23 protein-coding genes and 1 tRNA gene are annotated in these 26,362 nt (G+C 64.3%); 17 read left to right on the top strand and 7 right to left on the bottom strand.

Annotation, left to right across the window (positions count from 1 at the left end; translation table 11 throughout):
- Positions 1 to 63: 63 nt before the first annotated feature.
- Positions 64 to 3,375, top strand: coding sequence for a glycosyltransferase (locus QUV21_RS01250; protein ID WP_300852604.1), 3,312 nt, complete (start codon positions 64 to 66; stop codon positions 3,373 to 3,375).
- Between the two features lie 162 nt (positions 3,376 to 3,537).
- On the opposite strand, the gene QUV21_RS01245 is transcribed toward QUV21_RS01250, so the two are convergent.
- Entirely contained in the window at positions 3,538 to 4,329 is a 792-nt protein-coding gene (locus QUV21_RS01245) for a helix-turn-helix transcriptional regulator (protein ID WP_300852602.1), read from the bottom strand.
- 99 nt (positions 4,330 to 4,428) lie between these two features.
- On the opposite strand from QUV21_RS01245, the gene QUV21_RS01240 reads away from it, so the two are divergent.
- From QUV21_RS01240 to QUV21_RS01205, 8 genes are all read left to right on the top strand, one after another.
- The gene (locus QUV21_RS01240; protein ID WP_300852600.1) at positions 4,429 to 5,550 is read left to right on the top strand and encodes an ABC transporter ATP-binding protein; all 1,122 of its coding nucleotides are present in this window, start codon (positions 4,429 to 4,431) and stop codon (positions 5,548 to 5,550) included.
- A 28-nt stretch (positions 5,551 to 5,578) separates the two neighbouring features.
- Positions 5,579 to 6,739 carry a spermidine/putrescine ABC transporter substrate-binding protein gene (locus QUV21_RS01235; RefSeq protein ID WP_300852598.1) on the top strand — a complete coding sequence of 387 codons (1,161 nt, stop codon included), beginning with the start codon at positions 5,579 to 5,581 and terminating at the stop codon, positions 6,737 to 6,739.
- Between the two features lie 4 nt (positions 6,740 to 6,743).
- Positions 6,744 to 7,598: an ABC transporter permease gene (locus tag QUV21_RS01230; RefSeq protein WP_300852596.1), complete on the top strand. Its 855-nt coding sequence runs from the start codon at positions 6,744 to 6,746 to the stop codon at positions 7,596 to 7,598.
- Between the two features lie 10 nt (positions 7,599 to 7,608).
- Positions 7,609 to 8,424: an ABC transporter permease gene (locus QUV21_RS01225; protein ID WP_300852594.1), complete on the top strand. Its 816-nt coding sequence runs from the start codon at positions 7,609 to 7,611 to the stop codon at positions 8,422 to 8,424.
- 17 nt (positions 8,425 to 8,441) lie between these two features.
- Positions 8,442 to 9,200: an SDR family NAD(P)-dependent oxidoreductase gene (locus tag QUV21_RS01220; RefSeq protein WP_300852592.1), complete on the top strand. Its 759-nt coding sequence runs from the start codon at positions 8,442 to 8,444 to the stop codon at positions 9,198 to 9,200.
- Between the two features lie 109 nt (positions 9,201 to 9,309).
- Positions 9,310 to 9,936, top strand: coding sequence for a hypothetical protein (locus QUV21_RS01215; protein ID WP_300852591.1), 627 nt, complete (start codon positions 9,310 to 9,312; stop codon positions 9,934 to 9,936).
- Between the two features lie 140 nt (positions 9,937 to 10,076).
- On the top strand, positions 10,077 to 11,075 hold the full coding sequence (locus QUV21_RS01210; protein WP_300852590.1) for an ABC transporter ATP-binding protein: 999 nt from the start codon (positions 10,077 to 10,079) through the stop codon (positions 11,073 to 11,075).
- A 357-nt stretch (positions 11,076 to 11,432) separates the two neighbouring features.
- Positions 11,433 to 13,067 carry a divergent polysaccharide deacetylase family protein gene (locus QUV21_RS01205; protein ID WP_300852588.1) on the top strand — a complete coding sequence of 545 codons (1,635 nt, stop codon included), beginning with the start codon at positions 11,433 to 11,435 and terminating at the stop codon, positions 13,065 to 13,067.
- A 22-nt stretch (positions 13,068 to 13,089) separates the two neighbouring features.
- On the opposite strand, the gene trpE is transcribed toward QUV21_RS01205, so the two are convergent.
- From trpE to fabI, 6 genes are all read right to left on the bottom strand, one after another.
- Positions 13,090 to 14,598 (bottom strand): anthranilate synthase component I, encoded by a 1,509-nt coding sequence (gene trpE / locus QUV21_RS01200; RefSeq protein WP_300852587.1) that lies wholly within the window; start codon positions 14,596 to 14,598, stop codon positions 13,090 to 13,092.
- Complete coding sequence (locus QUV21_RS01195; RefSeq protein ID WP_300852585.1) at positions 14,598 to 16,469, bottom strand: peptidylprolyl isomerase; 1,872 nt, start codon at positions 16,467 to 16,469, stop codon at positions 14,598 to 14,600. Before QUV21_RS01195 ends, trpE begins: the two co-directional genes overlap by 1 nt.
- Positions 16,470 to 16,561: 92 nt before the next feature.
- Positions 16,562 to 17,740, bottom strand: coding sequence for an aminotransferase (locus tag QUV21_RS01190; protein ID WP_300852583.1), 1,179 nt, complete (start codon positions 17,738 to 17,740; stop codon positions 16,562 to 16,564).
- 92 nt (positions 17,741 to 17,832) lie between these two features.
- The gene (gene gpt, locus QUV21_RS01185; RefSeq protein ID WP_300852581.1) at positions 17,833 to 18,342 is read right to left on the bottom strand and encodes a xanthine phosphoribosyltransferase; all 510 of its coding nucleotides are present in this window, start codon (positions 18,340 to 18,342) and stop codon (positions 17,833 to 17,835) included.
- Between the two features lie 11 nt (positions 18,343 to 18,353).
- Positions 18,354 to 18,968 (bottom strand): LysE family translocator, encoded by a 615-nt coding sequence (locus tag QUV21_RS01180; RefSeq protein WP_300852580.1) that lies wholly within the window; start codon positions 18,966 to 18,968, stop codon positions 18,354 to 18,356.
- A 13-nt stretch (positions 18,969 to 18,981) separates the two neighbouring features.
- Positions 18,982 to 19,812, bottom strand: a complete 831-nt coding sequence (fabI, locus tag QUV21_RS01175) for an enoyl-ACP reductase FabI (protein WP_300852579.1) — start codon at positions 19,810 to 19,812, stop codon at positions 18,982 to 18,984.
- Between the two features lie 98 nt (positions 19,813 to 19,910).
- Between fabI and pdxH the strand changes: the two genes are divergently transcribed.
- From pdxH to tdh, 8 genes are all read left to right on the top strand, one after another.
- Positions 19,911 to 20,513 (top strand): pyridoxamine 5'-phosphate oxidase, encoded by a 603-nt coding sequence (pdxH, locus tag QUV21_RS01170; RefSeq protein WP_300852577.1) that lies wholly within the window; start codon positions 19,911 to 19,913, stop codon positions 20,511 to 20,513.
- 118 nt (positions 20,514 to 20,631) lie between these two features.
- Complete coding sequence (locus tag QUV21_RS01165; RefSeq protein ID WP_300852576.1) at positions 20,632 to 21,165, top strand: cold-shock protein; 534 nt, start codon at positions 20,632 to 20,634, stop codon at positions 21,163 to 21,165.
- Entirely contained in the window at positions 21,162 to 21,638 is a 477-nt protein-coding gene (locus tag QUV21_RS01160; protein WP_300852574.1) for a DUF192 domain-containing protein, read from the top strand. The genes QUV21_RS01165 and QUV21_RS01160 overlap by 4 nt, the downstream gene beginning before the upstream one ends.
- A 41-nt stretch (positions 21,639 to 21,679) precedes the next feature.
- Positions 21,680 to 21,756, top strand: a tRNA-Pro gene (locus QUV21_RS01155).
- Positions 21,757 to 21,834: 78 nt separating this feature from the next.
- Positions 21,835 to 23,241 carry a protein adenylyltransferase SelO gene (locus tag QUV21_RS01150; protein WP_300852572.1) on the top strand — a complete coding sequence of 469 codons (1,407 nt, stop codon included), beginning with the start codon at positions 21,835 to 21,837 and terminating at the stop codon, positions 23,239 to 23,241.
- A gap of 50 nt (positions 23,242 to 23,291) precedes the next feature.
- On the top strand, positions 23,292 to 23,846 hold the full coding sequence (locus tag QUV21_RS01145; protein WP_300852570.1) for a helix-turn-helix domain-containing protein: 555 nt from the start codon (positions 23,292 to 23,294) through the stop codon (positions 23,844 to 23,846).
- Between the two features lie 145 nt (positions 23,847 to 23,991).
- Positions 23,992 to 25,185, top strand: coding sequence for a glycine C-acetyltransferase (locus tag QUV21_RS01140; RefSeq protein ID WP_300852568.1), 1,194 nt, complete (start codon positions 23,992 to 23,994; stop codon positions 25,183 to 25,185).
- Complete coding sequence (tdh, locus tag QUV21_RS01135) at positions 25,182 to 26,219, top strand: L-threonine 3-dehydrogenase (protein ID WP_300852566.1); 1,038 nt, start codon at positions 25,182 to 25,184, stop codon at positions 26,217 to 26,219. Before QUV21_RS01140 ends, tdh begins: the two co-directional genes overlap by 4 nt.
- The last annotated feature ends 143 nt before the right edge of the window (positions 26,220 to 26,362 follow it).

The following is a 26,362-nucleotide window of genomic DNA, read 5'->3' as shown; positions in this document are numbered from 1 at the left end:
TTCGATCAGGCATTCTAAAGAAGGAATGCGAATGACGCGAAAGCTTGGACGGATCAGGGTTGGATGCCAGTAAGCAAACAGCACCAGAATGATCCTGCGCCCATCTTCCTTGATCCCACGCGGCGCAGGGCGCGCATTGCCGGATGGCTGGTCACGCTGACCACCGGGACTGTGGCGGTGTGGGCCGCCGTCTTCTGGTTCAGCATCTATGTGCTGGGCACCTTGCCCCTTGGTGCTGATCTGACCAGTGTGGCGCAGCGACCGGATGCGGGCCCCGGCGTCCCCTTGCCAGAGCAACCCCAGTGCAGCGGGGTGCCGCTTGCCATGACGGATGCACTATCGCCCGCAGCAGGGCTGTCGGTTCACGCGATGGTACGGATATGGCCCGAGGGGGCGGTTGACACGCTTGCTCTGCATTGCGGGGATCTGGTGTCGGTCATGGTGGAATCGCATCGTATCGATCTGACCTCGGCACAGGTTCTGCCGGTCAGCACGGCCCTTGCCACGGCGACAAGCCCCTCTGGCCCGCTGCGCGGAACGGCGTTGCGCACGGTGGTGCGGCTGCCCCTGCCCCGGCTGCCCGGCGCGGATCCCTTGCTGGATCCGACCAGTCGCGGCCGGATCGTGGCGGGGTTGACGGGCATCGCCGCAACGGCAGGCAGCCGCGCCCTCTGCCTGAACCCCGAAGGCTATCTTCCCCGCCACCGCGAGGGCCTGCTGGCACTGATGCGAGAACTGCGCGCAAATCTGGGCGCTCTGGGGCGCGAAAGTTGCCTCGTGGCCGCAGGTGATGGGCCGCTGTGGCAGGACGAGGCCGCGATGGCCCTGACCGACCGGGTGATAATCACGGTCTTTCGCACCCCTGAGGCGGGTGCCGCCGCCGCACCGCCGGCTCCGCTCGACTGGACCCGCGCTCTGATCGGGGAAAGCGCTGCGCGGTTGGGTCCGGAGAAGGCGATCCTGGCGGTGGGAGCCTTTGGCACCTTCTGGCCCGCAGGCGGCGGCCCGGCGCAATTGATCAGCCATGCAGGTGCCATGCAGATGGCTAGTGCTACACCGGGGAGCGTGATGCAGTTCGACCCAGAAGCCGGCGCCACCAGAGCGGTGCTGCCGGATGGGGGGGTAATCTGGCTTCTGGATGCGGCCTCGGTCTGGAATACATTGCTGATCCAGCAAGAGGCCGGGTTGCGGGATGTGCTGCTCTGGCAGGTCGGCACCGAGGATCCGGGGGTCTGGCCGCTGCTTGTGTCCGGCCCGGGTCCGGCGGCGGCCCACGAAATCGAGACGCTGCGCTATGATGACGTGGTGGCCTACCGTGGAGACGGCCCTTTCATGCGGTTGGCAGATGCCGGATCCGAGGGGCAGCGGACGCTGTTCGTCGACCCCGACAGCGGTCAGATCACGGGGCAGATCCATGCCAAACTCGGGCGTCCCCCGATGCTGGAACGCTATGGCCGACCGGATGGGCGCGTCGTGGCGCTGACCTTCGACGACGGGCCTGACCCGGTGCATACCGCAGCCCTGCTGGACATCCTGCGCGACAGGGGCGTGCCGGCCAGCTTTTTCGTCATCGGGGACAATGCGCTGGCGGCACCGGACATGTTGCGCCGCATGTTGGACGAAGGCCATGAGATCGGCTCGCATACCTTCTTTCACCCCGAAACCAGCCGCATCGATGGCCTGCGCCTGCGTCTGGAACTGAATGCCGTGCAACGGCTTGTCGCGGCGATCACGGGTTACTCGATACGGCTTTACCGGCCCCCCTATGGGCGCAGCGACGGCCCGGTGACGGGCGCAGACCTGCGCGCCCTCCTGCCGGTTATGGCTGAGGGCTACATCGTGGTGGGGGCCGACAGCGTGCCGCGCGACTGGGAGAGTATCACGCCTGATGCGCTGGTGGACGAGGTGCGGCGCGATCTGGCAGCGCTTTGGGGCGGTGGCGTCGTGGTGCTGCATGACGCCGGCGGCGACCGGACGGCGACGCTTGCCGCGCTGCCGGCGCTGATCGACGCGCTGCGCGCCGACGGCTACACGTTCGACACCTTGGGCGGGATCCTGGGACTGGACCGGGCGGTGGTGATGCCGCCTGCCATTGACCCCCTGACGCGGCTGGACGCGCTGTCCTTCCGGGTGCTGGCAGTTGTGGGGCAGGCTTTGGTCTGGATCTTCTGGATTGCGGTCGCGGCAGGCACGCTGCGGGCGGTGGCGGTGCTGGTGCTGGCGCATCTGCGCCGCGCGCGCGTGCCGCCTGCGGGGCCTCTGCCACCGGTGACGGTCGTGATCCCCGCCTACAATGAAGCGACGGTGATCGTGGCATCTGTCCGGGCGGCGCTGGCATCGGACCATCCCGACCTGCGAGTGATCGTGGTGGATGACGGATCGACCGACGGCACGTCAGAGCGCCTGGCCGAGGCCTTTCCGGCTGAGCCACGGCTGCACCTGATCCGGCGGCGGAACGCCGGCAAATGGGCGGCGCTGAATGCGGCCTATGCTCTGGTGGACAGCGGCGTGGTCGTGGCGCTGGACGCAGATTCGCTTATCCTGCCAGATGCGGCAGCGCGCCTTGCACAGCATTTCAACGATCCGCGCGTCGGCGCGGTCGCAGGCTATGTGAAGGTCGGCAACCGCCGTGGTCTGCTGACCGCGCTGCAATCCATCGAATACATGACCGCACAAAGCATCGATCGTCGCGCTGCCGAACTGATCGGTGCCATACTGGTCGTGCCGGGTGCCATTGGTGCCTGGCGCGCGGAAGCGGTACGGGCAGCGGGCGGCCTGTCGGGCGACACGATCACCGAGGACGCCGACCTGACCGTTGCCATCCAGCGCGTCGGGTGGCGGGTGGTGTTCGAGCCGCAGGCCCGGTCCATCACCGAGGCACCCGAGGGCGCCCGAGCCTTCCTGCGCCAAAGGCTGCGCTGGACCTTCGGCATGATGCAGACCGGCTGGAAGCACCGTGGCGCCCTGCGCGAAAAGCGCGCTTTGGGTATCATCGCCCTGCCCGACTTGTGGCTTTTCGGCGTAGGTGTGGGATTGCTGGCACCCTTGGCCGATCTGGTGCTGTTGGGGTTGATCCTGCACCTGGGGATCGACTGGGCGCTGAGTGGTGCGGCACCCAGCGGACAGGGCGCCACAGCCAGGATGGTCGCGGCCTGGCTGGCGCTGCCTGCGCTTGAGATGCTGACACTGCTGGTCGCTTTGCGCTTCCAGCGCGACGAGCCGCGCTGGCTGCTTTTGTTGTTTCCGTTCCAGCGGCTTGTCTATCGGCCGCTGCTGTATCTGACGGCCTGGCGCGCCGTCCTTCTGGCGCTGATCGGGCGGTTGGCTGGCTGGGGCAAGCCTGTCCGATTGGGACGGATCCGCGCCCCGGTCTGACTGGGTCAACGGACCCTTTCCGCCAAGAACATGCAGATGACTGCCAAGACCCCGATTGGTGCCAGTTGAAAATCAAGGCCCGAACCGGCTCGGCCAGACCCGCTGCGTCATCTTCGATGTCGAAACAGGAAGCGCGGGAACGGAAATGCGCGGGCTTTCAGCCTATTTGCGGCCCAGTTTCTCGATGAAGCGTGAAAACAGTTCGCCCTGCGAACTGATCCGGAGTTTCGCATAGATGTTGCGGCGGTGGATCCGCACCGTCCCCGGCGAAATGCAGAGGATGCGCCCGACGGCATCGGCGGAGTGGCCCTTCAGGGTATGTTCGACGATCTCGCGTTCGCGCGCCGTCAGCACACCTTCGCCGAAGGTCTGGAAGGATTGCTCGATCTCGGTCTCGATGGTCTTGTCGCGATGGCTGCGCGAGGACTGGTCGAACCGTGCCGGCAGATCGGCCCAATGGCGGCGGACGCTGGGCTCGACTACGGGCCAGACCTCGCGCAGCGCCTTCATCTCACGCAGGGAAAAGGGCCGTTCGTCCCGCATCAGCGACAGCACCACGGTCGCCCCGCCGGGGATATCGACAAAGAAGCCGATCTCTTCGGCAAGCCCGGTCTGGATGTAGTAGTTGCGGAAGTATTCGCCCTGATAGAACCGGTCGGGCGCAAGATCGCGGATCCGGTAAAGACCGGCGGCAACCGGGCGTGTGGCCGCAAGGTAGAAAGGGTCCAGAAGGTAGGGGCCTTCCTGATAATCGGTCACGAAGACGCGGCGCTTGGACGCCGGAAAGTCGTCATGCAGGTCCAGCGGGCGCGCGGCCCCGCTGTAGCCGAAAACCACGGTGTAGGTATAGGGCGCGAGGCCCTGCAAGAGGCTGGTCAAGGCCGCGGGGAATGCGTCGGACCCGATGCCGGCGACAACGGCCCCAATGCGCGACAAGAGGCTGGACCTATCCAACTTGCCCCCCTTTGCCGATCAAATATGCAATTTGTGGTATATACATCCAACAGCATCATTTCTACGCTTATCAGGGAACAAGGGCATATATTCCGCGCCATGGAAAGCACTTCCTCGCCATCTGGCCAGTCCACCGACGCCCCGATCGCGGAACTGCGCGGCGCGACCAAGGTTTATGGCTCTGTCGTTGCGGCCGAAGGTCTGGACCTGTCGATCCGCCGGGGCGAGTTCCTGTCGTTTCTTGGCCCTTCGGGCTGCGGCAAGACCACGGCGCTGCGGATGCTGGCGGGGTTCGAAGCCCCTACCTCGGGCGATATCCTTTTGGACGGGCAACGGGTCAATGATGTGCCTCCGCACCGCCGCCCGGTGAACATGGTGTTCCAGCACTACGCGCTTTTCCCGCATCTGACGGTGGCCGAGAACATCGCCTACGGCCTGCGCCAGCGCCGCCCCCGCCCCGCGAAGGCCGAGGTTGCCCGCGCGGTGGATCAGGCGCTGGACACCGTGCGCCTGCCCGGCTTTGGCCCGCGCCGCATCTGGGAAATGTCGGGCGGCCAGCAACAGCGGGTGGCGCTGGCGCGGGCCATCGTGAACCAGCCGAAGCTCCTCCTCCTTGATGAGCCGATGGCGGCGCTGGACAAGAAGCTGCGCCGCGACATGCAGATCGAACTTCAGACCCTGCAACGCAAGCTGGGCATCACCTTCATCCTTGTCACCCATGATCAGGAAGAGGCGCTGTCGATGTCGGACCGCATCTGCATCATGCGCGGTGGCCGGATCGTGCAGGTGGGCAGCCCGCGTGAGCTTTATGACCGGCCCGCCAGCCGCTATGTCGCTGATTTCGTGGGCAAGTCGAATTTCTTCGCTGGCCGGGTCACCGCCGTTGCCGCCGGGCGAACCGAACTTGTCGCCGCTGGTCAGCACCGCATCGCGGGCGTGGCCCCGGTGGAAATCGCGGTGGGCCAGACGGCCACGGCCAGCCTACGGCCCGAACAGATCGCCCTGTCCCGCAAGGGGGAAGACAAGTGCCTGCCGGTGACGGTGGTGAACCGCATCTTCCTTGGCGAACACACCGAATATCTGGTGCGGAACGCGGATCTTGGCGAATTCCTCGTGCTGGTCTCGCGTCAGGCCGAGGCCGCCGAGGGCGCTTTCGAGCCGGGCGACCCGGCCTTTGCCCTGTGGCAGGACGGGGCTGCGCTGATCCTTGGGGATGACTGAACGACAACAAGCAACTGGGAGAATGACCATGACAGACCGGAATGACTTCCTCTCGCGCGAAAAATTCATGGCCGAGCTTTGGCGCTACAAGAAGGGCTCGGTGACGCGGCGGCATTTCCTTGGCGTGACCGGCCTTGGGGTAGCGGCGGGCGTTCTTGGCACCGCGATGCCGGGACTGCGATCCGCCGCCCATGCTCAGGGGTCGATTGGCGACCGGGTGGTGGTGGCAAGCTGGCCGAACTACCACGATCCGGCCAATTTCGACGCCTTCTCGTCCGAAACCGGGGCGGCGGTCGATCTGAACGTCTTCGGCTCGAACGAAGAGATGCTGGCGAAACTGCAAGCCGGCGGATCGGGCTGGGATGTGTTCGTGCCGACGAACTACACGATCACGACCTATGTCGAGGAAGACCTGATCGAGCCCCTGGATCTGTCGCTTCTGCCCAACTACGACCCGGCCAGCTTTGATCCGCGCTTTGCCGATGCTGGCACGGTCAATGGTGTGGTCTATGCCGTGCCGCGCAACTGGGGTACCACGGGCTTTGTGGTGAACACCGCAAATCTGGGCGGGCTGCCGAAGCCGACGACCTGGAAGGAATTCTGGGACATGACCAAGGCCGAGTTTTCGGGCCGGACGATGGTGCATGACTATCAGCTGACCACCATCGGCAACGCGCTGAAATACTTTGGCTATTCCTTCAACTCCATCGACCCGGCCGAACTGGCGGAAGCTGAAAAGCTGCTCTTGGAGGTCAAGCCGCATCTCTTTGGCATCACCTCGGACTATCAGCCCTCGATGCGGTCGGGCGACGCGTGGATGTCGATTGCCTGGACCGGCGACGGGTTGCAACTGCACCGCGACATGCCGGAAATCGACTATGTGCTGGGCAAGGAAGGCGGCGAATTGTGGAGCGATTTCTTCGCCATTCCGAAGGGCGCGCCGCACCGTGATGCGGCCTATGCGCTGATCAACTACCTGCTGGCCCCTGATGTGAACGCCAAGGAGGTGATGTTCCATGGCTATCCGGTGGCCGATGCGCGGGTGAATACGATCCTTCCGGCTGAAATGCTGAACGATCCGATCATGTATCCGGCCGCCGAATTGCTGGATGCCCTCGAATTCGGCGCCGCGGTCACGCTGACCGACCCAAACCGCGCCGAACTGATGGCGCGGTTCAAGTCGGCATAAGGCAATGCAGCGGCAGACCCTGAAGACATGGCTGTTCCTTGCCCCTGCGGGGGCATGGTTCCTGTGCATGCTGGTTCTGCCGCTGGTCGTCGTCTTCGTCTTTTCCTTCGGCGAAAGGGGGGCGGCGGGCGGCTATGTCCCCGCCTTCACCTTCGACAATTTCCTGAATCTTGGCGCACGCTGGGCCGCGTTCAAGAACACCCTGACCCTTGCGCCGACCGGCACACTGATCTGCCTTTTGATCGCCTATCCGCTGGCCTATTTTCTGGCGCTGAAGACCTCGCCCCGCTGGCGCACGCTGCTGTTGATCCTGGTGATCGTGCCGTTCTGGACTTCGATCCTGATCCGCAGCTATGCTTGGATCTACCTTCTGGGCGGTCAGGGAATCCCGTCGCTGTTGAACGCCCTGGGCCTTGGCAATCCACGGCTGATCAACACGCCTTTCGCGGTGCTGGTCGGCATCGTCTACGGCTATCTGCCGTTGATGGTGTTCCCGATCTATGTGGCGCTTGAACGGCTGGACAAGCGCCTTTTGGAGGCGTCGTCCGACCTTGGCAGCCCGCCCTGGCGCAGTTTTCTGCAAGTGACGCTGCCACTGTCGATGCCGGGGGTGGCGACCGGCTGCATGCTCGTCTTCATCCTGTTGATGGGGGAATTCCTGATCCCGGCGATGCTGGGCGGTGGCAAGGTGTTCTTCATCGGCAACGCGCTGGTCGACCTCTTCCTGCAATCGCGGAACTGGGCCTTTGGCTCGGCGGTGGCGGTGGCGCTGGTCCTGGTGATGCTGGTCACCGTGGCGGCCTATCTGCGGCTCACGCGCCGCTGGGCGGGTGGGCGCGACGATGTGTCGTTGATGTAGGGGGGGAGCGATGCGGATCTATGCGCTGGCGGTCTATCTGTTCCTTTACATCCCGATCGGGATCATCGCGCTGTTCAGCTTCAACGCCGGGCGGCATGCCTCGCAGTTTCAGGGCTTTTCGACCCAGTGGTATGGCAAGGCGCTGTCGAACCCCTTCGTGATGGATGCCTTCCAGACCAGCCTGACCGTGGCGCTGGCCTCGGCGGTGTTGGCCACGCTGTTCGGCACCATGGCAGCACTGGCGCTGCAATCGGTGCGAGGGCGGCTGCGGCTGGCCTTTGACGCGCTGATCTACATTGCGGTGATGGTGCCGGGGATCGTGATCGGCATCGCCACGCTGATCGCGCTTGTCACGCTGTTTGGCTGGCTGAACCCGATCCTTGCCGCGATCTGGCCCTTTGCGGCCAAGGCCCCGCAGTTGTCCTTGGGCTACGGCTCGTTGATCGCCGCGCATGGGCTCTTTGCGATGGCTCTGGTCATCATCATAGTCCGCGCCCGGATGGCCGGGATGGACCGCAGCCTGATCGAGGCCTCGGCCGACCTTGGAGCGACCCCTTGGGGAACCTTCCGGCAGGTGACGCTGCCGCAGATCTTTCCCGGCATCCTTGCGGGGTTCCTGCTGGCTTTCACCTTCAGCTTTGATGATTTCATCATCGCCTTCTTCGTCGCCGGGTCGCAGACCACCCTGCCCGTCTATGTCTTTTCCTCGATCCGCCGTGGCGTGACACCGGAAATCAACGCGATCGGCACGATGGTGCTGGCCGTATCGCTTTTGCTGCTGATCACAGCCCAGGCCATCCTGCAACGCGGGCGCAAGGCCGAGTGATGCCGAAGGAGTGTCAGATGCTGTTGCAACATCGCGTGGCCTTCGTGACCGGGGCGGGATCGGGCATCGGCCGGGCGGGTGCGCTTGCCATGGCGGCCGAGGGCGCGCTGGTCGTGGTGACGGACCGTGACACCGACCGCGCGCAGGCGGTGGCCGATGAGATCGCCCAAGCCGGCGGGCGGGCCGAGGCGCGCGCGCTTGACGTCAGCGACGACGCCGCCGTGACCGACCGGATCGCCGGAACCGCTGCCCGGCACGGACGGCTGGACATCCTCCATTCCCACGCCGGGATCCAGATTCCAGGCACTTTGGAGGAGGTCTCGCCCGAGGATATGGACGCGTCCTGGCGGTTGAACGTGCGGTCGCATTTCGTGGCTGCCCGGGCGGCAATGCCGGTGATGAAGGCACAAGGCAAGGGGTCGATCATCATCACCGCGTCGAACTCGGGTGTGCAGTATGACCGCGAAATGATCGCTTATGCCACGACCAAGCACGCGGTCATCGCGATGACGCGGCAGATGGCTGTGGACTATGCCCGCCACAACGTGCGCTGCAACGCATTGTGTCCGGGTTTCGTGGATACCCCCTTCAACAACGGGTTCGAGCGTCAGATGGGCGGGCGCCGGGCGCTTGAGGAGTACGTCTCCAAGGCCATTCCGATGGGCCGCTGGGGAACGCCGGACGAAATTGCCCAAGGGATCGTTTTTCTGGCCTCGGACCAGTCTGCCTTCATGACCGGCCATGCCCTGGTGATCGACGGGGCCGAGTGTCTTTGACAGGGTAAAAGCCGGATACCGGGCAGCCGCGCCGGCGACAAAGAACTTGATCTGGAGATGGCCACAGACGATCCTTGCGCGGCACGCCTTGTATTCCGGGGATTTTCAGATGCGCCCTTTCATTTCAGCCCTTGCCCTGTCCGCCGCCGCAACTTCGGCCCATGCCGATTGCCCGGCATCACCTGCCGATCTGGATGGCGGCATCACCGTCACCTTTGACGACGGGTCCGTCAGCAGACTGAACCGGGATGCCGACGGCATGATCGTCGAGCGCACCAACTATAACGACGCGGCAGGAATGGGGTTCGAAGCGCGGTCCAAATTCGGCTTTGCCTATCTAGAAAGCGCCGACACCGAGAAGGGTGCGGTGATCAGCGACCGACGCATCCTATACGACTACGGGCCGGGTGGGCTGGACCTTGTCACCGCGCCCGACACCGAGACGACCGGGTTCACCACCCAGCGCGCCCTGACCTTTTCCGACGGCTTCAAGCGCGACCAGCGGGTGACGTTCCGAACCCGGGAATATGTCGACAGGCAATGGGGCGATTGCAGCTACCGGGTTCTGCCGGTGTGGGTCAGCGACTCTGACTCCGACGATGGCCGGGCGCAGGCTTTCGACTACGTTCCCGATCTTGGCGTGGCGGTGTTCGTAAGCGTGAACGAGTGGGAAGTGCCTATCTGGGGCGCGCAACCGGTGTCGATCGTTCTGGGCCCTGGCCCGGCAGAGGAGTGACCCGAACCGGGCGCAAGGGCCGTCGACCGGATCAGGACAGGTGTTCAGCGTTTGCCAGTGCCATTGCAGACTTCGGTTTACTGGGTTGCCCCTTGCCGTAATCCGCGCTTAAACCTGCCCAAGAGCAGGATCTTCATTTCATGGCTTCACTGGAAATTTCCGCGCTGACCAAAAGCTTCGATGGGCAAGAGGTGCTGCGTGGCCTTGATCTGTCCGTTGGCGACGGCGAGTTCTGGGCGCTGGTCGGCCCGTCAGGTTGTGGCAAATCGGTCCTGTTGCGCAACATTGCGGGGCTTGTGACCCCCGACAGCGGCACGATCCGGCTGGCGGGGAGGGATGTTACCCGCCTTGCACCGGCCGAGCGTGACATCGCAATGGTCTTCCAGAGTTACGCGCTTTATCCGCACCTTTCGGTTGCGGGCAATCTTGGGATCGGGCTGCGGCAAGCGGGATTGTCGCGGGCGGACACCGCTGAGGCTGTGCGCCATGTTGCGGACCTTCTGGGATTGGGTCCGCTCATGAACCGGCTTCCACAGGAGTTGTCCGGCGGTGAACGTCAGCGGGTGGCAATCGGGCGGGCCATCGTCCGCAAGCCAAGCCTGTTCCTGTTCGACGAGCCGCTGTCAAACCTTGACGCGGCCCTGCGCGTTCACATGCGGATCGAAATGGCGGACCTGCATCGCAGGCTGGGCCGGACCACGATCTATGTGACCCATGACCAGGTCGAGGCCATGACGCTGGCCGACCGGATCGTCGTGATGAATGCGGGGCGGATTGAACAGACCGGTAGGCCGATGGATGTCTATCACGACCCGGCCAACATGTTCGTGGCCGGCTTCATCGGGTCGCCCAGAATGAACTTTCTGGATGCGGGCAGGCTTGGCCGACCGGGCAGGCATGTCGGCATCCGGCCCGAACATATCACCGTCAGCAGGGTCTCGGGGGCGGTGAGTGGAACAGTCGACCACATTGAAACGCTGGGCAGCGAAACCAATCTTCTGGTCAGGACGGCTGAACTGGGGTTCGTGACGGTGCGGCTGTTCGGCCATCAGGAATTTGCGGCGAACGAGACGGTCCATCTCGATTTCGACCGCCAGCGAGAGCTTTACTTTGACGCGGCCGGGCAGCGCCTCCGCTAGGTCAGGGGCCAGACCTCCGACCGGACGGCACCAGTTCGACCGGACCGGACCGGAAGGCCGCCCGATTGGCCCCGGAATTTGGCCCAAGGTCGCCCACGAACCTTTGCCGACCTGCGAAGGGGCCAGGGTTGCCCGTCCCGTGCAGCGTTTTTGCACAAATCGGTCATGGCAAGCGGGCCACGGACCGGCAAGTTATTGACGATGCCGACGAAAAGGGATGAACCTGCGCCAGCCGCGCGGTATAGTGGGCGGAGTTGAATGAACTGCGTCAGGCCCAATCCTTCCGGGCCGGACCCGAAACACCGGGGGCAGATCCCCGGCACTTGGGCAAGGCGGGACGCAAACTCGGAGGCGGCTGTGGTCGGCAAGTTCCTTTTCGGCATGCTTTCTGGCGGTTTGCTCGTCATGGGCGGTCTGGTGGTCGGATCAGCGATGTTTCCGCTGCGGACGACGGACGCGGCCAATTCAACCGAAATGCCTTCCGCAGGTAGCGAAGAGGCCGCAACCGCGCAGGCCGATACCAGTCAGGCCCCCGCAGAAGCGATCGAGCCAGAGCCGGTCCTTGGCGCTGAAGACACCAGCACGACAGATGTCGTCGTCGCAACGGTGGCGGGGGCAGGAAAGCCGACGGAGTGGGTCGAGCCAGACTCGACTGCCTTGACCGAACCAGGCACCGCGTCGGCCTTGCCCATAGCCGAGCCGTCAGCGCCCGCTGAACCCTTGTCGCAACCCGAGGCCGGGCCGACTGCGCCGGTCGATGTGGTTCAACCTGAAGTCCTGCCTGCTCCATTGGTCTTGCCGCAACCGGACACGGATTCGGTGCTGGAGACACTTGATAAATCCGCCGCGCCTCAGCCCGGGATCGCCAGCGAAGCCGGGCCGGAGCCCGAGATGGCCGAACAGACGCCAGTACCGGAACCGGAACCGGAACCGATGCCAGAGCCGGAACCCGCGCCGGAACTTGTCGAGGTAGAACCGGCACCAGAGGCCGATGTTCCGTCGGAAAGCCCGGAAACCGCCGGCCTTCCAGGCACCGAAGTTCCCGAGATGCCCGGACAAAGCCCGAACGCCTTGCCTGAAACGGAAATCTTGCCCGAAGCGGAAGCCGCCGAGACCGGCGATGGCACGGCAGAGGCTGCTCCGGAACCCGAAGTGGCGGCGATGCCCGAAATCGAGGCTGGCCCAACCTTCAAGCCCGCGCCCGGCGTCGGCCTGAAAACCGACGGGGTTATCGTCGGCAGACTGCCCCGGATCGGCGACGCCCCCGCCCCGGAGTCGGAAACCGCCGAGATTGATGCAGAAGCTGTTCCCGACGATCCACGCCCGATTGCCCGATTTGCGGCAGATTTTGAAAACGCCGATGGCAAGCCGGTTCTGGCAATCGTGCTGATCGACCCCGGAACCGCAGATCTGGACCGCGATATGCTTGCTGCGCTGCCTTTCCCGGTCAGCATTGCGCTGGATCCAACCGACCCCGCGACCCCGGACCGCGCAGCAATTTACCGCGCAGCCGGGAAAGAGGTGGTGATGCTGGCCACCGGCCTTGCCGATGGCGCGCGGGCGTCCGATGTCGAGGTGTCGTTCCAGTCGATGGCGCAGGGCTTGCCCGAAGCGGTTGCGGTGATGGACCTGCCTGGCGCGCAGTTCCAGAACAACCGCCCGCTGGCCAGCCTTGTCGTCCCGGTCGTGGGCGCGCAAGGCCGGGGGCTCTTGACCTGGGATCAGGGGCTGAACGCCGCCGATCAGGTTGCCCGGCGCGAAGACATTGCCGCAGCGGTGGTCTTCCGCGATATGGAATCGGCGGGGACAGACAGCGGCTCGATCCGTCGCATCCTGGACCGGGCCGTGTTCAAGGCCGGGCAGGATGGGCGCGTGACCCTTGCGGGGACCGCATCGCCCGCCACGGTGGCGGCGCTGTTGGAATGGACAGTAGAGGGTCGGGCCGCGACGGTGGCACTTGCACCGCTGACCGCCGCAATGCGGATCGATTGATCAGCCGATACCGGTTGCGAGGTCAGGTGTTTCCGCGCCGGGAAAATAGGCCCGCATCTTCGGCCGCGCGCCGCAGGGCGTTGGATTTGTTGACGGTTTCCTGATACTCGGCCTCAGGATCACTGTCATAGACCACACCGCCCCCGGCCTGAATGTAAAGCGTTTCGTCCTTGAGGACCGCTGTGCGCAGGGCGATGCAGAAATCCATCTCGCCATTCGCGGCGAAATAGCCGACGCCGCCGCCATAGACACCGCGCTTTTCGGGTTCCAGCTCGTCGATGATCTCCATCGCGCGGACCTTTGGCGCACCTGACACGGTGCCTGCGGGCAACCCGGCCAGCAAAGCGGAAAGCGCGTCTTCACCATCGGCAATCTCGCCCACCACGTTCGACACGATGTGCATGACGTGGGAATAGCGTTCGATGATGAAGGTTTCAGTCGGGCGCACCGTGCCGACCTTCGCCACCCGACCCACATCGTTGCGGCCAAGGTCAAGGAGCATCAGATGCTCGGCCCGTTCCTTGGGGTCGGCCAGAAGGTCCGCTTCCAGCGCGCGGTCTTCTTCGGGCGTGGCGCCGCGCTTGCGGGTGCCGGCGATGGGACGCACTGTCACCTCGCCGTCGCGCAGGCGAACGAGGATTTCGGGGGAAGCCCCGACAACCTGAAAGCCGCCGAAGTTGAAGAAGAACATGAAGGGCGACGGGTTGGTGCGGCGCAGGCTGCGGTAAAGCGCGAAGGGCGGCAGCTCAAACCGCTGCGCCCAACGCTGGCTTGGCACCACCTGAAAGATGTCTCCGGCGCGGATGTAGTCCTTGGCCTTTTCGACCGCAGCCTTGTAGCCGCCATGGGTGAAGTTTGACTGCGGCGGGCCGACTGGGGCCGCCTCGCCCAGATCGCGCGCGGCGGAGGGCGCGCGGTCAAGGTCACGCAGCGCGTCCATCACCCGTTCGGCCGCCTGCGCATAGGCCGCGCGGGCTGACAGGCCAGACCCGACCCAGGCGGGGGCGACAACCGTCACATCGCCCTTCACCCCGTCCAGCACCGCCACGACCGAAGGCCGCATCAGCACCGCGTCGGGTAAGCCCAAAGGGTCGGGGTTCACATCCGGCAGATGTTCCACCAGCCGGATCATGTCATAGCCAAGATAGCCGAAAAGACCGGCCGACACCGCTGGCAGGCCATCCGGCATATCGACCCTGCATTCGGCAATAAGCGCCCGCAGCGTTTCAAGCGGGTGTCCGGGCAGATCGACAAAGGCCTGCCGATCAAAGCGCGCCTCGCGGTTGATCCGGCTTTGGGTGCCGTGGCATTGCCAGATCAGGTCGGGCTTCATGCCCACAACGGAATACCGCCCCCGCACCTCGCCGCCTGTCACCGATTCCAGCATGAAGGTTTCGGCCCGGGCATCGCCCAGCTTCAGCATCAGGCTGACCGGAGTATCCAGATCAGCCGCCAGCCGCGCCCAGACGATCTGGTTCTTGCCCGCGGCCCATGCGGCTTCGAACGTGGCGAAGTCGGGGGAAAGCTGCATCAGGGCAGGCTCGCATGGACAGCATTGATCGCCGCCTGATCAATGCTGATCCCGGCTTCTGCCGTCAGAGCTGTGGTGAAGGCGTTGAAGGCATCGGCCGCGATGGCCTGTTCGGCCTGAGCGTCCAGCGCCGCGCGCAGCGCATCGGCGTCCGGTCCTTCGGTCGCTGCGGGCTGGATGCGGTCAAGCCGGATCACGGCCACAAAGCCTGCATCCTCGATCACCAGGACATCGCCCTCGGCCATGCTGAAGACGCCTTGAAGCAGGCTTTCCGGGGCATTGGCGATAAACCCGTCGCGGGCGATTTCCGGGGTCACGTCGACTATGCCGAAACTGCCGATCGATGCACCGCCCTCAACCACCGACTTGATTTCGATGGCGCGCGCCGACAGGGCCTTGGCCAGGGCGTCGCTGCGCCATGCCTCGGCCACCGCGTCGCGGGCCTCTTCGAAGGGGATCGGGGCTGCCGGAACAATCTCGTCCAGACGCAAGGCGACAAGCCCGCCATCTTCCAGAATGATCGCTTCCGGGAAATCGCCTTCAGCCACGACTTCAGCTGCGGCACGGAAGGCCGGATAGCCTTCGATCACCGTATCGCCCTGCCCTCCCGGGACAAAATCGACCACGTCCAACGCCAGATCCGCTTCTTTGGCAAGGTCTTCGAGCGTGGAGCCACCCGCCAGCAGATCGTCCACCAGTTCGACCCGGTCAGAGATCAGGCGCCTTGCAGCATCGGTCTGAATTTCGATTGCAAGCGTATCGCGCGCTTCGTCGAAGGTGGTTTCTTCCGCCGAAAGCACTGCGACGACCCGGAACAGCGCCGGCCCCAGGTCGGTTGGCATCGGGCCTGCGACCTCGCCTTCGTCCAGCGCAAAGACCGCGTCGCCGGCATCGTCGAGGTCTTCGCGCGTCAGATCGCCCATATCGACCGCGTCAAGCGTCAGGCCCCGTTCGGCCACAAGGGTCTCGAAGCCGGTGCCAGCGTCAAGCGCTGCCCGGGCCACATCGGCCGCCGCCTGATCCGGGTAGATCAGCCGTTCGACCAGCCGCCGTTCCGGCACCACGAATTCCTCGATCCGGTCTTCATAAAGCGCTTTCAACACCGCATCATCCACTGGCTGATCCGTGGCAATCGCTTCGGGGAGGAGTGCTGCATAGGTGATCCGCCTGGCTTCGGGTCGGGTGAAGCTGGCGATATTGGACGCATGGAAGGCTTCCAGCTCGGCGTCGGTGGGCTCGGCCAGCGGTTCTGCCAGATCAGCTTCGCTCAGCCGCAACATGGAAAAACCACGCCGTTCGGCAATCCAGGCGTATAGCGTGTCGGTCAGGGCTGGCGGGGCCGCAAAGCCCCCCGCAACCACGCCCTGCAACAGTTCCCGCGTGACATCGCGGCGCAGGTTGGTTTCGAATTCCGCCTCGCTTTGGTTGTTGCGGTCCAGCGTGAAGCGATAGGCTTCGCGGTCAAAGCTGCCGGAAACGCCCTTGAAGGCATCCATCTTGATCAGCTCGGCCGCGACAACCTCATCCCCAACCGACAGGCCAACCCTCTCGGCCTCGTTGTCGAGCGCCGCACGGGTTACCAGACCTTGCAGCACCTGCCGGTCCAGCCCGAAGGCAAGCGCCTCTTGCGCCGAGATCGGCTGGCCGATGCGCTGCGAAAAGGCATTGAGCTGGGCCTGAAAGGCGCGGGCGTAATCGTTGGTCGATATATCGACCTTGCCCACCTGGCCGACCGTGGTCACCCCACCGGTAAAGCTGGTCACGCCAAAGCCGCCAAGCCCAAGGATCAGCATGGCCATCATCAGCCAGACGGCAGCCTCTTTGGCCTTGCCTTTCGGGCGCTTAACTTCGTCGTCCGGGGTCTTCGCCATGGGTCCGCCTTTGGGTTTTCTTGGGCAAGTTGAATAGAGCGAAGGGGTCGGAGGGGCAAGGTCAAGATCACCCCGCCCGACCCAGGTCGAAATCAGGGAACATAGGCCGCAAGCCTGCGGAACATCTCGGCGATCCCGGCGGCGTCGACATTGGCAAAGGCGATGCGGATCTGGCGCTTGCCAGCGGCCGAGTCCTCGGGCTGGAACATCGTGCCGGGCAGCATCAGAAGCGAGGCTTCAGCCACCAGCCGCTTGCAAAGCGCGTCAGATGCCATGTCGAACGGGTGTTCGACGTAGGCAAAGTAGGCACCGCAGCCCAGAAGCTTCCAGCCGTTCAGCGCGGCGAAGCCTTCGACCATCGCGCGGCGGCGGGCTAGGATCTCATCCCTCTCCCCTGCAACCCACTGGCGCAGGTTCCGCATCCCCCAAAGCGCGCCGATCTGGCCCAGTTGTCCGGGGCAGATTGCGACGGTGTCCAGAAACTTTTCAACCTCGGCCAAGCGGCCTTGCGAGGCGATGACGGCCCCGACCCGATGCCCGGTCAGACGGTAGGCCTTGGAGAAGCTGTAAAGGTGGATGAAGGTTTCCGGCCAGTCGGGATCGGAAAACAGATCATGCGGGGTACCGGACCGGCTGTCGAAGTCGCGATAGGTTTCATCCACGATCAGCGCGATGCCATGCGCCCGCGCCAGATCGCGAAAAGCGGTCAGGGTTTCCGCCGGATATTCAACCCCGCCCGGATTGTTCGGGCTTACCAAGACGATAGCCTTGGTGCGTTGCGTGATCAGCGCCTGCGCCTCTGCGGCCGAGGGGATCAGCGTCGGCCCGGCATCCAGTGCGACGGCGGTGACCGAGGTCATGTCGAGCCACATCTTGTGGTTGAAATACCAAGGCGTTGGCAAGATCACCTCATCCCCCGGACCGGCAAGCGTGGCCATGATCGCGGTGAAGGCCTGATTGCAGCCTTGGGTGATGGCCACCTGCGCGGGGTCAATCGTGCCGCCATAGGCCGCCGACCATTGGACCGCGATTTCCTCACGCAGGGCGGGCAGGCCAAGGACGGGGCCGTAAAGATGCGCGTTCGGGTCGTTAAGCGCGGCATCGGCAATTGCCTGACGCAGGCCAAGCGGCGGGCTTTCCACCGGGGCGGCCTGACTGACGTTGATCAAGGGCCGGTCGGCGGGAAAGGTGACCCCTTGCAGCCAGCGCCGCGCCTCCATCACCGGCGGAGGGTCGGTCGCGGCAATGGCGGGGTTCAGGGGCAGGGTCATCGGTGGCAGTCCCTTGCTTTTGGCGGCAGAAGCGGGGGTTTCACACCCCCGCACCCCCGTGGGATATTTTTGCAGAGAGGAAGGGGTAAGGCTCAGTCCGTGCCGCGCATCGGCTGGACGTATTGCAGCGCCATGTCCCAGGGAAAGAAGATCCAGGTGTCTTGGGAAACCTCGGTGATGTAGCTGTCCACCATCGGTTTGCCCGAGGGCTTGGCGTAGACCGTGGCGAAATGCGCCTTGGGGTAAAGCTTGCGCACCAGTTCCAGCGTCTTGCCGGTATCGACCAGATCATCGACGATCAGGATACCCGTCCCGTCACCCATCAGGTCTTCCTGCGGCGCTTTCGTCACCCGCGCCTCGGTCTGCGCCTGATGGTTGTAGCTTTTGACGCTGATCGTATCGACAACCCGGATGTCCAGTTCGCGGCTGACGATCATCGCCGGCACCAGCCCGCCCCGGGTGATGCCGACAACAGCCTTCCAGGCCCCACCCTCGCCCGGTCCCTTGCCATCCAGCCGCCACGCCAGCGCGCGCGAATCACGGTGGATCTGGTCCCAGCTGACGTGAAACCCCTTTTCATGTGGCAGACGGTCGGCGGACATGGGTCACTCCTTCAGGTGGCGGCGATCTTGAGCCCCAAAAGGGCAAGCAGCCCGCCGAAGCTGCGGTCAATCACGGTCTTCAGGCTGATATACCTTGCCCGCGTCCGATCAAGCGAGAAGATGCGGGCGACAAGGCTGTTCCAGACGGTTTCAGAGGCAAAGATCACCGCCAGCAAGCTCAGGTAGACCCACAACGGTGTTCCCTGCGGCACGGTGCCAAGGAAGATGGCCGAAAACATCACGGCGGGCTTGGGATTGGCAAGCTGGGTCAATAGCCCCAGACGGAACGCCGACAAGGCCGAGCGCGGCACCGCCCGACCGTCACCGGTCGCAAGCGGCTGCGACGCGTCGCGCCAAAGGTTCCAGGCCATCCACAACAGGTAAGCCGCGCCACCGATCTTTAGCGCCCATAGCAGCGCCGGGGCGACCGCGAACACAAGGTTCAGCCCGAACATCGCCGCCGAAGCCCAGACCACCGCCCCTGCCCCGATGCCAAGCGCGAGCATGAATCCGGTGCGCATGCCTTCCGTCAGCCCGGTCCGGGCCGACATGATCACGGCAGGCCCCGGCGAGATCGCGGCAAAGATCACAAGGCCCACAAAGACCGCGAAGGTCGCAAGGGTCATGCGGTCACGCCGATCATTGGCCGTTGTCCTTCTTGCCGGTCACGATGTCGATGTCGGGCGCGTCGATCGCCTTCATCCCCACCACATGATAGCCGGCATCGACATGCAGGTTTTCGCCCGTGGTGCCAGACCCGAGGTCTGACAGCAGGTACAGCGCCGCCTTGCCCACCTCTTCCTGCGTCACGTTGCGGCGCAGGGGCGAGTTCAGTTCGTTCCAGCGCATGATGTAGCGGAAATCACCGATCCCGCTGGCGGCGAGGGTCTTGATCGGCCCGGCGGAAATCGCGTTCACGCGGATGCCGTCCTTGCCGAGGTCTTCGGCCAGATACTTGACCGACGCCTCTAGCCCCGCCTTGGCCACACCCATCACGTTGTAATGCGGCATCACCTTTTCGGCGCCGTAATAGGTCAGGGTCAGAAGGCTGCCGCCCGGCCCCATCATCGCAGCAGCGCGCTGGCAGACGGCGGTGAAGGAATAGACCGAGATATCCATGGCAAGCGCAAACCCCGCACGGGACGTATCGACATAGCGGCCGCGCAGTTCGTTCTTGTCGGCAAAGCCGATGGCATGGACCAGGAAGTCAAGCTGGCCCCATTCGGCTTGAAGGGTCCGGAACAGCGCGTCGATGCTGTCGTCACTGGCCACGTCACATTCGTAGAGCTGCGGCTTGCCAAGCGAGGCTGCCAGTGGTTCAACCCGTTTCTTCAGGGCTTCCCCCTGATAGGAAAAGGCCAGTTGCGCACCTTGTGCCGCCACGGCCTGGGCAATCCCCCAGGCGATGGATTTGTCGTTCGCAAGGCCCATGATCAGCCCGCGCTTGCCTTGCATCAGTCCGGTTGACATTCCTGACCCCTAGCCCACCTTTGCATCGAGTTCGACGTGTAGGCGAAGCGTGGCCGTGCTTCAAGGCAAGTCCTGTCGCCGGGGCAAGGAGTTTCCAGATGGACCGAAGCGGTATTTTCGCGGGCAGCGACCCGTTCGCCCTTGCCCAAAGCTGGTTGAACGAGGCCGAGCCCGTCGAACCGAACGATCCCAACGCCATCGCTCTGGCCACCGTGGACGCGGACGGATTGCCAAATGTGCGCATGGTTCTGCTGAAGGAAATCGAGCCTGACGCCTTTGTCTTTTACACCAATTATGGCTCACAGAAGGGTCAGGAGATTGAAGCGTCGGGCAAGGCCGCCTTCGTGCTGCACTGGAAATCGCTGCGCCGCCAGATCAGGGTGCGCGGCCTGACTGTGCGCGAGGAAGGCCCGAAAGCCGACGAATATTTCGCCAGCCGGTCACTGAAGTCCCGGCTTGGGGCATGGGCATCGCAGCAATCCCAGCCCCTCTCCTCTCGCGAGGCGCTGATGGCCGAGGCAGCGAAGGTCGCGGTGACCAAGGGAACGAATCCCCCGCGCCCGCCATTCTGGGGCGGCATCCAAATTCAGCCACTGGAAATCGAGTTCTGGGCAGATGGCGCGTTTCGGCTGCACGACCGCTTTCGCTGGTCCCGCGCGCAAACAACTGACAACTGGACAATCCGGCGCCTAAATCCCTGAGCCTTGCCTCGCAAGCGACATCGAGTGTCGGAACGGTCGGTTTTGTGCTTGCGCCCGGCACCCGAATGGCCCCATTTGTTCGTTCAAAAGGGCTCATTCTGGGGAGAAGGCTCTGCTTATGACGGAAGAACAAGAGGTCATGCAGGTCGTGCATGGTCGGGTCAAATGGTTTGATCCCAGCAAGGGTTTTGGTTTCATCGTTTCCGACGATGCTGAAGTCGACATTTTACTGCATGCAAATGTGCTTCGAAATTACGGGCAAGGCTCTGTCGCAGATGGCGCAGGGATCGTTGTTCGTGTGCAAAAGACGCAGCGCGGCGTGCAAGCGGTTGAGGTTGTAAGCATCGAGCCGCCCGAAGGCGTGGTCTTTCCGCTTGCCGATGAGGCGGGCCAGTTGCTCGGTGAGGACATTCTGGCACTGGCGATGGAGCCGGCGCGGGTGAAGTGGTTCGACAAGGGCAAGGGCTTTGGCTTCGGAAATGTTTTCGGCCGGGCCGAGGATGTGTTCATCCATGCCGAAGTGCTGCGTGTGTCGGGCTTTGCCGATCTTGCGGCCGGCGAGGCGGTTGCGCTGCGCATCATCGAAGGCAAACGCGGGCGTATGGCCGTGCAGGTGGTGTCATGGGAGGCCGCAGCGCGCGAAGCGACATGAGGGCGGGACTTGCCGCTGCGGCACTTTTCGCGGCCCTGCCGTGGCCTGCCGTGGCCGAGGCCGATTGTGCCGCCGATCGGGCCGATCTGCGCTGGCAGGGTGGTGGTGAGAGTTTCACCGTCGAACTGGCGGATGATCCTGAAGAACGCGGGCGTGGGTTGATGTTCCGCGAAGCCATGGATCCGGCGGCGGGCATGCTGTTTGTCTACGAAAGCCCGCGCCGGGCGCAGTTCTGGATGAAGAACACGCTGATTCCCCTGGACATGGTCTTTGCCGATGGCACCGGGCTTGTGACCCATATCCATTCCAACGCCATCCCCGGCGATCTGACGCCGATTGACGGCGGGCCGGGCGTGGTTTTCGTGCTGGAGATCAACGGAGGGCTGGCCAACACCCTTGGCATCGCCCCGGGCGCCGAGTTGCGCCACCCGGCGATCCCTTCCGGCACCGCTGTCTGGCCTTGTGAACAGTAGGGCTTTTCAATCCCGATGTTTCCCGCTAGGTGGTCGGTCGTCGGGGCGTAGCGCAGCCTGGTAGCGCGACGGTTTTGGGTACCGTAGGTCGAGAGTTCGAATCCCTCCGCCCCGACCACTTCCTTTCCATTCTTCAGCCGACAACTTGCCCGCGTGCCGGGCAGGTTCCATATGTCATGGGTGAACTGGAGCCGTCATGACCCTCGCCTTTGACAACAGCTATGCGCGCGACCTGCCCGGTGCCTATCTGCGGCTGGCCCCTGACCCGGCACCTGCGCCGAAACTTCTGGTCCTGAACCGGCCCCTTGCCGCGAGCCTTGGTCTGGACTTGCAGCCCGCCGAGGCGGAGAGCTGGTTTTCCGGGGCCGCGCTGCCGCCGGGGGCCGACCCTATTGCGCAGGCTTATGCCGGGCATCAGTTCGGCGGCTTTTCGCCCCAGCTTGGTGATGGCCGGGCGCATCTTCTGGGCGAGGTGATCGCACCGGATGGCAAGCGCTTTGACATCCAGCTGAAAGGTTCGGGCCGCACCCCGTTTTCGCGCGGGGGGGATGGCAAGGCCGCCATCGGCCCGATGCTGCGCGAATATCTGATCTCCGAGGCGATGGCCGCGCTTGGTGTGCCGACCACCCGGTCGCTTGCCGTGGTGGCAACCGGCGAGACGGTCTGGCGCGAATCAGCCCTGCCCGGCGCGGTATTGGCGCGTGTGGCCGCTAGTCATCTGCGGGTCGGCACCTTCCAGTTTTTCGCCGCACGGGGCGACAAGGCGCAACTGAAGGCGCTGGCCGATTACACGATTGCCCGCCACGACACCGGGCTTTCCGGGGCCGATCAGCCCTACCTTGCCTTTCTTGATGCGGTGATCGACCGTCAGGCCAAGCTGATCGCGCAGTGGATGGGCATTGGGTTCATCCACGGGGTGATGAACACCGACAACATGGCGGTCTCTGGCGAGACGATCGATTATGGCCCCTGCGCCTTCATGGAGGGCTATGCGCCCGGCACGGTGTTCTCTTCGATCGACCATCAGGGCAGGTATGCCTATGCCAACCAGCCGGTCATTCTGGGCTGGAACATCGCCAGACTGGCTGAAACGCTGGTGCCGCTGATCGACCCCGACCCGGACCGAGCAGTCGATCTGGCGAATGACCGGCTTCAATCCATCGCCGGGCGGTATCGGACCGAATGGCTGGCGGTCATGCGGGCCAAGCTGGGGCTGATCGGTGAAGACCCGGGCGATGCTGCCCTGGCAGATGATCTGATGACCGCGATGACGGGGGCCGACTGGACGCTGACCTTCCGCCGCCTTGCCGATCCGGCGGCGCTGCGCCCCCTGTTTGACGATTTCACCGTGATGGCGGCATGGCTGCCGCGCTGGCAGGCGCGCGCGGGCGATGGTGCCGCCCGGCGCATCGCCGCCGCCAACCCCGCCGTGATCCCGCGCAATCATCAGGTCGAAGCCGCCCTGACAGCCGCCACCGCCGGCGACATGGCCCCGTTCCACGCGCTTCTTGCCGCCGTGCAGGAACCGTTCGTGGAACGCGAGGGCTTCATGCTACCCGCACCGTCAGGCTTTGGCGACTATGTCACCTTCTGTGGAACGTGATCTGCGGGACATGAGTTGACGCAACGCCCCTGCCCCGCCACCATGCCCGCATGACCGCGCGTTCCGACATTCATGACCGGCTTGCCGCTTCCTTGCGCGCGGCAAGGAAGGCGCGCGGGCTCAGCCTTGATGCGGCGGCCAAGCTGTCAGGTGTCAGCCGGTCGATGGTCAGCCAGATCGAGCGCGGGGAATCCAGCCCGACGGTGGCCACGCTCTGGGCGCTGACCCAAGCGCTGCAACTGGATTTCGCGGGCCTTCTGGAAGGCCGCCCCGCCCCGGGGATCGAGGTCACCCGGGCCGGATCGGCCCCGGTCATCGACCGGGGCGGTGTCAGGATCCGCATCCTGTCCGCGCCCGAAAGCGTGGGGGCGCATGAAGTCTATGAACTGGCCTTCATCGCTGGCGCCCGCCTGATATCAGAGGCCCACAGCCCCGGCTGCCGCGAACATCTGACGGTCCTGGAAGGCCGGCTGTCGGTGACCTCGGGCGAGGCGGACGAGGACTTGGGTCCGGGGGACGTGGCCCGCTACCCGGCCGACCGCGCGCATGAGATTGCCGCCAAGACCGGGCCGGCGCGCGCGATCCTGATCGTGCAGGACAGCTGACCGCGCAGGAGCGGGGGTTTCACACCCCCGCACCCCCGTGGAGTATTTGGGAAAAGCGCAATTCCGTTTTGAAGGAATGTTATCCGCTATATTGACATAAACTTTGCTCGATGCGAAGTTCCGTGAAACTGGAGGATTTTCTGTCATGCTGGAATCACCTGACTTTCTGGAGCATATCCGGCAGAGCCTTGCCGGGATCGAGGCAGACGGGCTTTTCAAGCGGGAACGCCTGATCACCGGGCCGCAAGGCGCGCATGTGGCTATGGCGGGGCGGCAGATGCTGAACCTTTGCGCCAACAACTATCTTGGGCTGGCCGATGACCCGCGCCTGATTGCTGCCGCCAAGGCCGCGATGGACGATCACGGCTTCGGCATGGCAAGTGTCCGGTTCATCTGCGGCACGCAGGATATTCACCGCGCGCTTGAAACAAGGCTGGCGCACTTTCTGGGGCAGGATGACAGCATCCTGTTCGCCGCCTGTTTCGACGCCAACGGCGGGCTGTTCGAGCCGCTTCTGGGGCCAGAGGATGCGGTGATCTCGGACAGTCTCAACCATGCCTCGATCATTGACGGCATCCGGCTGTCAAAGGCGCGGCGCTACCGTTTTGCCAACTCGGACATGGCCGATCTTGAGGCGCAGCTGAAGGCGGCGCGGGCGGATGGCGCGCGGTTTGTGATGATCGCGACCGATGGCGTCTTTTCCATGGACGGCTATTTCGCGAAGCTTCCGGAAATCCGCGCCCTGGCCGATGCTTATGATGCGCTGGTGATGGTGGACGACTGCCACGCCACCGGCTTCATCGGGCCAGAGGGCCGGGGAACCCCTGCGCGGGCCGGGGTCGGGGTGGAGATCCTGACCGGCACGCTTGGCAAGGCGCTTGGCGGCGCGCTGGGGGGCTATGTCGCAGGACCACAGCCGGTGATCGACCTTTTGCGCCAACGCGCGCGGCCCTATCTCTTTTCCAACGCCCTGCCGCCTGCCGTGGTGGGCGCGGCGCTTGCTGCGCTGGACATTGTCGAAGCCGCCGATGACTTGCGCGCGCGCCTTTTCGCCAATGCCGACTATTGGCGCGCGGGGCTGGCGGACGCGGGCTTCACGCTGTTGCCCGGCACGCATCCGATTATCCCGGTCATGCTGGGCGAAGCGAGGCTGGCGCAGGCGATGGCGGCTGATCTGTTTGGCCGGGGTGTCCATGTGGCCGGGTTCTTCTTTCCCGTCGTTCCCAAGGGACAGGCCCGCATCCGCACCCAGATGAACGCGGCGCTGACGGTGGAAGACCTTGATTTCGCATTGGATGCCTTCCGCGCGGCGGGCAAGGCGGTGGGAGTGCTGGCATGACAAACGAGATGAAGGCGCTGGTGAAGGCGCGCCCGGAACCCGGCCTGTGGATGCAGACGCGCCCGGTGCCGGAAATCGGCCCGGATGATGTGCTGATCCGCATCAACAAGACCGGCATCTGCGGCACCGATATCCATATCTGGAACTGGGATGCCTGGGCGCAGAAGACGGTTCCCGTGCCGCTTGTCACCGGTCATGAGTTCGCGGGCGAGATCGTGGAAATCGGCCGCAATGTCGAAGGCCTGTCCATCGGCCAGCGCTGTTCGGGCGAAGGTCATCTGATCGGCAAGACCAGCCGTCAAAGCCGGTCGGGCAAGTTCCACCTTGATCCCGAAACCCGGGGCATCGGTGTGAATGAACCCGGCGCCTTTGCCCAGTTCCTGCGTCTGCCCGCCTTCAACGTCGTCCCCTTGCCCGACGCGATCGATGACGAGATCGGCGCGATCCTTGATCCTCTTGGCAATGCCGTCCACACTGCGTTGTCGTTTGATCTGATCGGTGAGGATGTGCTGATCACCGGGGCCGGCCCCATCGGCATCATGGCCGCCGCTGTTGCCCGCCATGTGGGCGCGCGGCATGTGGTGATCACCGACATCAATCAGGCCCGGCTTGATCTGGCCGGACAGGTGGCCGATGTGGTCCCGGTCAATGTGGCCAACACCGACCTGCGGTCAGTCTATCCGGCGCTGAAGATGTCGCAGGGCTTTGATGTAGGGATGGAGATGTCGGGCAGTCAGCAGGCGCTGGACCAGATGGTTGAACACATGGTCATGGGCGGGCGCATCGCGATGCTGGGTATCCCGCCGGGGAAATCCCCGGTGGACTGGAGCCGGATCGTCTTCAAGGCAATCACCATCAAGGGCGTTTACGGGCGTGAGATCTTCGAGACCTGGTACAAGATGATTGCCATGCTGGAAAACGGTCTGGATATCCGCCGCGTGATCACTCACCGCTTTCCGGTGGACCGGTTTGACGAGGGCTTTGCGGCCATGCGGTCGGGCCTGTCTGGCAAGGTAGTGCTGGACTGGACCTGAACCGGTCCGCCGCCAAAGGCCGACAACCTGTCGTCCCCACAGCGTTGAGTGTATGGCAATAGCGGTGCCGAGCCTGGCCTGATGCGCCCTGGACGGCAGATACGCCCGGGCATGCCCTCTTTCGTGCCCGGGAATCATCGACA

The organism is Tabrizicola sp. (genome assembly GCF_030373185.1).
GTDB lineage: Bacteria > Pseudomonadota > Alphaproteobacteria > Rhodobacterales > Rhodobacteraceae > Tabrizicola.
The sequence above is the reverse complement of the archived record's forward strand: the minus strand, read 5'-3'. Positions and strand labels throughout refer to the sequence as shown.

Bases quoted from the DNA above. Each gene is read 5' to 3' on its own strand.
- QUV21_RS01250 (WP_300852604.1), top strand. From the start codon at position 64: ATGCCAGTAAGCAAACAGCACCAGAATGATCCTGCGCCCATCTTCCTT.
- QUV21_RS01240 (WP_300852600.1), top strand. From the start codon at position 4,429: ATGGAAAGCACTTCCTCGCCATCTGGCCAGTCCACCGACGCCCCGATC.
- QUV21_RS01235 (WP_300852598.1), top strand. From the start codon at position 5,579: ATGACAGACCGGAATGACTTCCTCTCGCGCGAAAAATTCATGGCCGAG.
- QUV21_RS01230 (WP_300852596.1), top strand. From the start codon at position 6,744: ATGCAGCGGCAGACCCTGAAGACATGGCTGTTCCTTGCCCCTGCGGGG.
- QUV21_RS01225 (WP_300852594.1), top strand. From the start codon at position 7,609: ATGCGGATCTATGCGCTGGCGGTCTATCTGTTCCTTTACATCCCGATC.
- QUV21_RS01220 (WP_300852592.1), top strand. From the start codon at position 8,442: ATGCTGTTGCAACATCGCGTGGCCTTCGTGACCGGGGCGGGATCGGGC.
- QUV21_RS01215 (WP_300852591.1), top strand. From the start codon at position 9,310: ATGCGCCCTTTCATTTCAGCCCTTGCCCTGTCCGCCGCCGCAACTTCG.
- QUV21_RS01210 (WP_300852590.1), top strand. From the start codon at position 10,077: ATGGCTTCACTGGAAATTTCCGCGCTGACCAAAAGCTTCGATGGGCAA.
- trpE (WP_300852587.1), bottom strand. From the start codon at position 14,598: ATGCAGCTTTCCCCCGACTTCGCCACGTTCGAAGCCGCATGGGCCGCG.
- QUV21_RS01195 (WP_300852585.1), bottom strand. From the start codon at position 16,469: ATGGCGAAGACCCCGGACGACGAAGTTAAGCGCCCGAAAGGCAAGGCC.
- QUV21_RS01190 (WP_300852583.1), bottom strand. From the start codon at position 17,740: ATGACCCTGCCCCTGAACCCCGCCATTGCCGCGACCGACCCTCCGCCG.
- gpt (WP_300852581.1), bottom strand. From the start codon at position 18,342: ATGTCCGCCGACCGTCTGCCACATGAAAAGGGGTTTCACGTCAGCTGG.
- QUV21_RS01180 (WP_300852580.1), bottom strand. From the start codon at position 18,968: ATGACCCTTGCGACCTTCGCGGTCTTTGTGGGCCTTGTGATCTTTGCC.
- fabI (WP_300852579.1), bottom strand. From the start codon at position 19,812: ATGTCAACCGGACTGATGCAAGGCAAGCGCGGGCTGATCATGGGCCTT.
- pdxH (WP_300852577.1), top strand. From the start codon at position 19,911: ATGGACCGAAGCGGTATTTTCGCGGGCAGCGACCCGTTCGCCCTTGCC.
- QUV21_RS01165 (WP_300852576.1), top strand. From the start codon at position 20,632: ATGACGGAAGAACAAGAGGTCATGCAGGTCGTGCATGGTCGGGTCAAA.
- QUV21_RS01160 (WP_300852574.1), top strand. From the start codon at position 21,162: ATGAGGGCGGGACTTGCCGCTGCGGCACTTTTCGCGGCCCTGCCGTGG.
- QUV21_RS01150 (WP_300852572.1), top strand. From the start codon at position 21,835: ATGACCCTCGCCTTTGACAACAGCTATGCGCGCGACCTGCCCGGTGCC.
- QUV21_RS01145 (WP_300852570.1), top strand. From the start codon at position 23,292: ATGACCGCGCGTTCCGACATTCATGACCGGCTTGCCGCTTCCTTGCGC.
- QUV21_RS01140 (WP_300852568.1), top strand. From the start codon at position 23,992: ATGCTGGAATCACCTGACTTTCTGGAGCATATCCGGCAGAGCCTTGCC.
- tdh (WP_300852566.1), top strand. From the start codon at position 25,182: ATGACAAACGAGATGAAGGCGCTGGTGAAGGCGCGCCCGGAACCCGGC.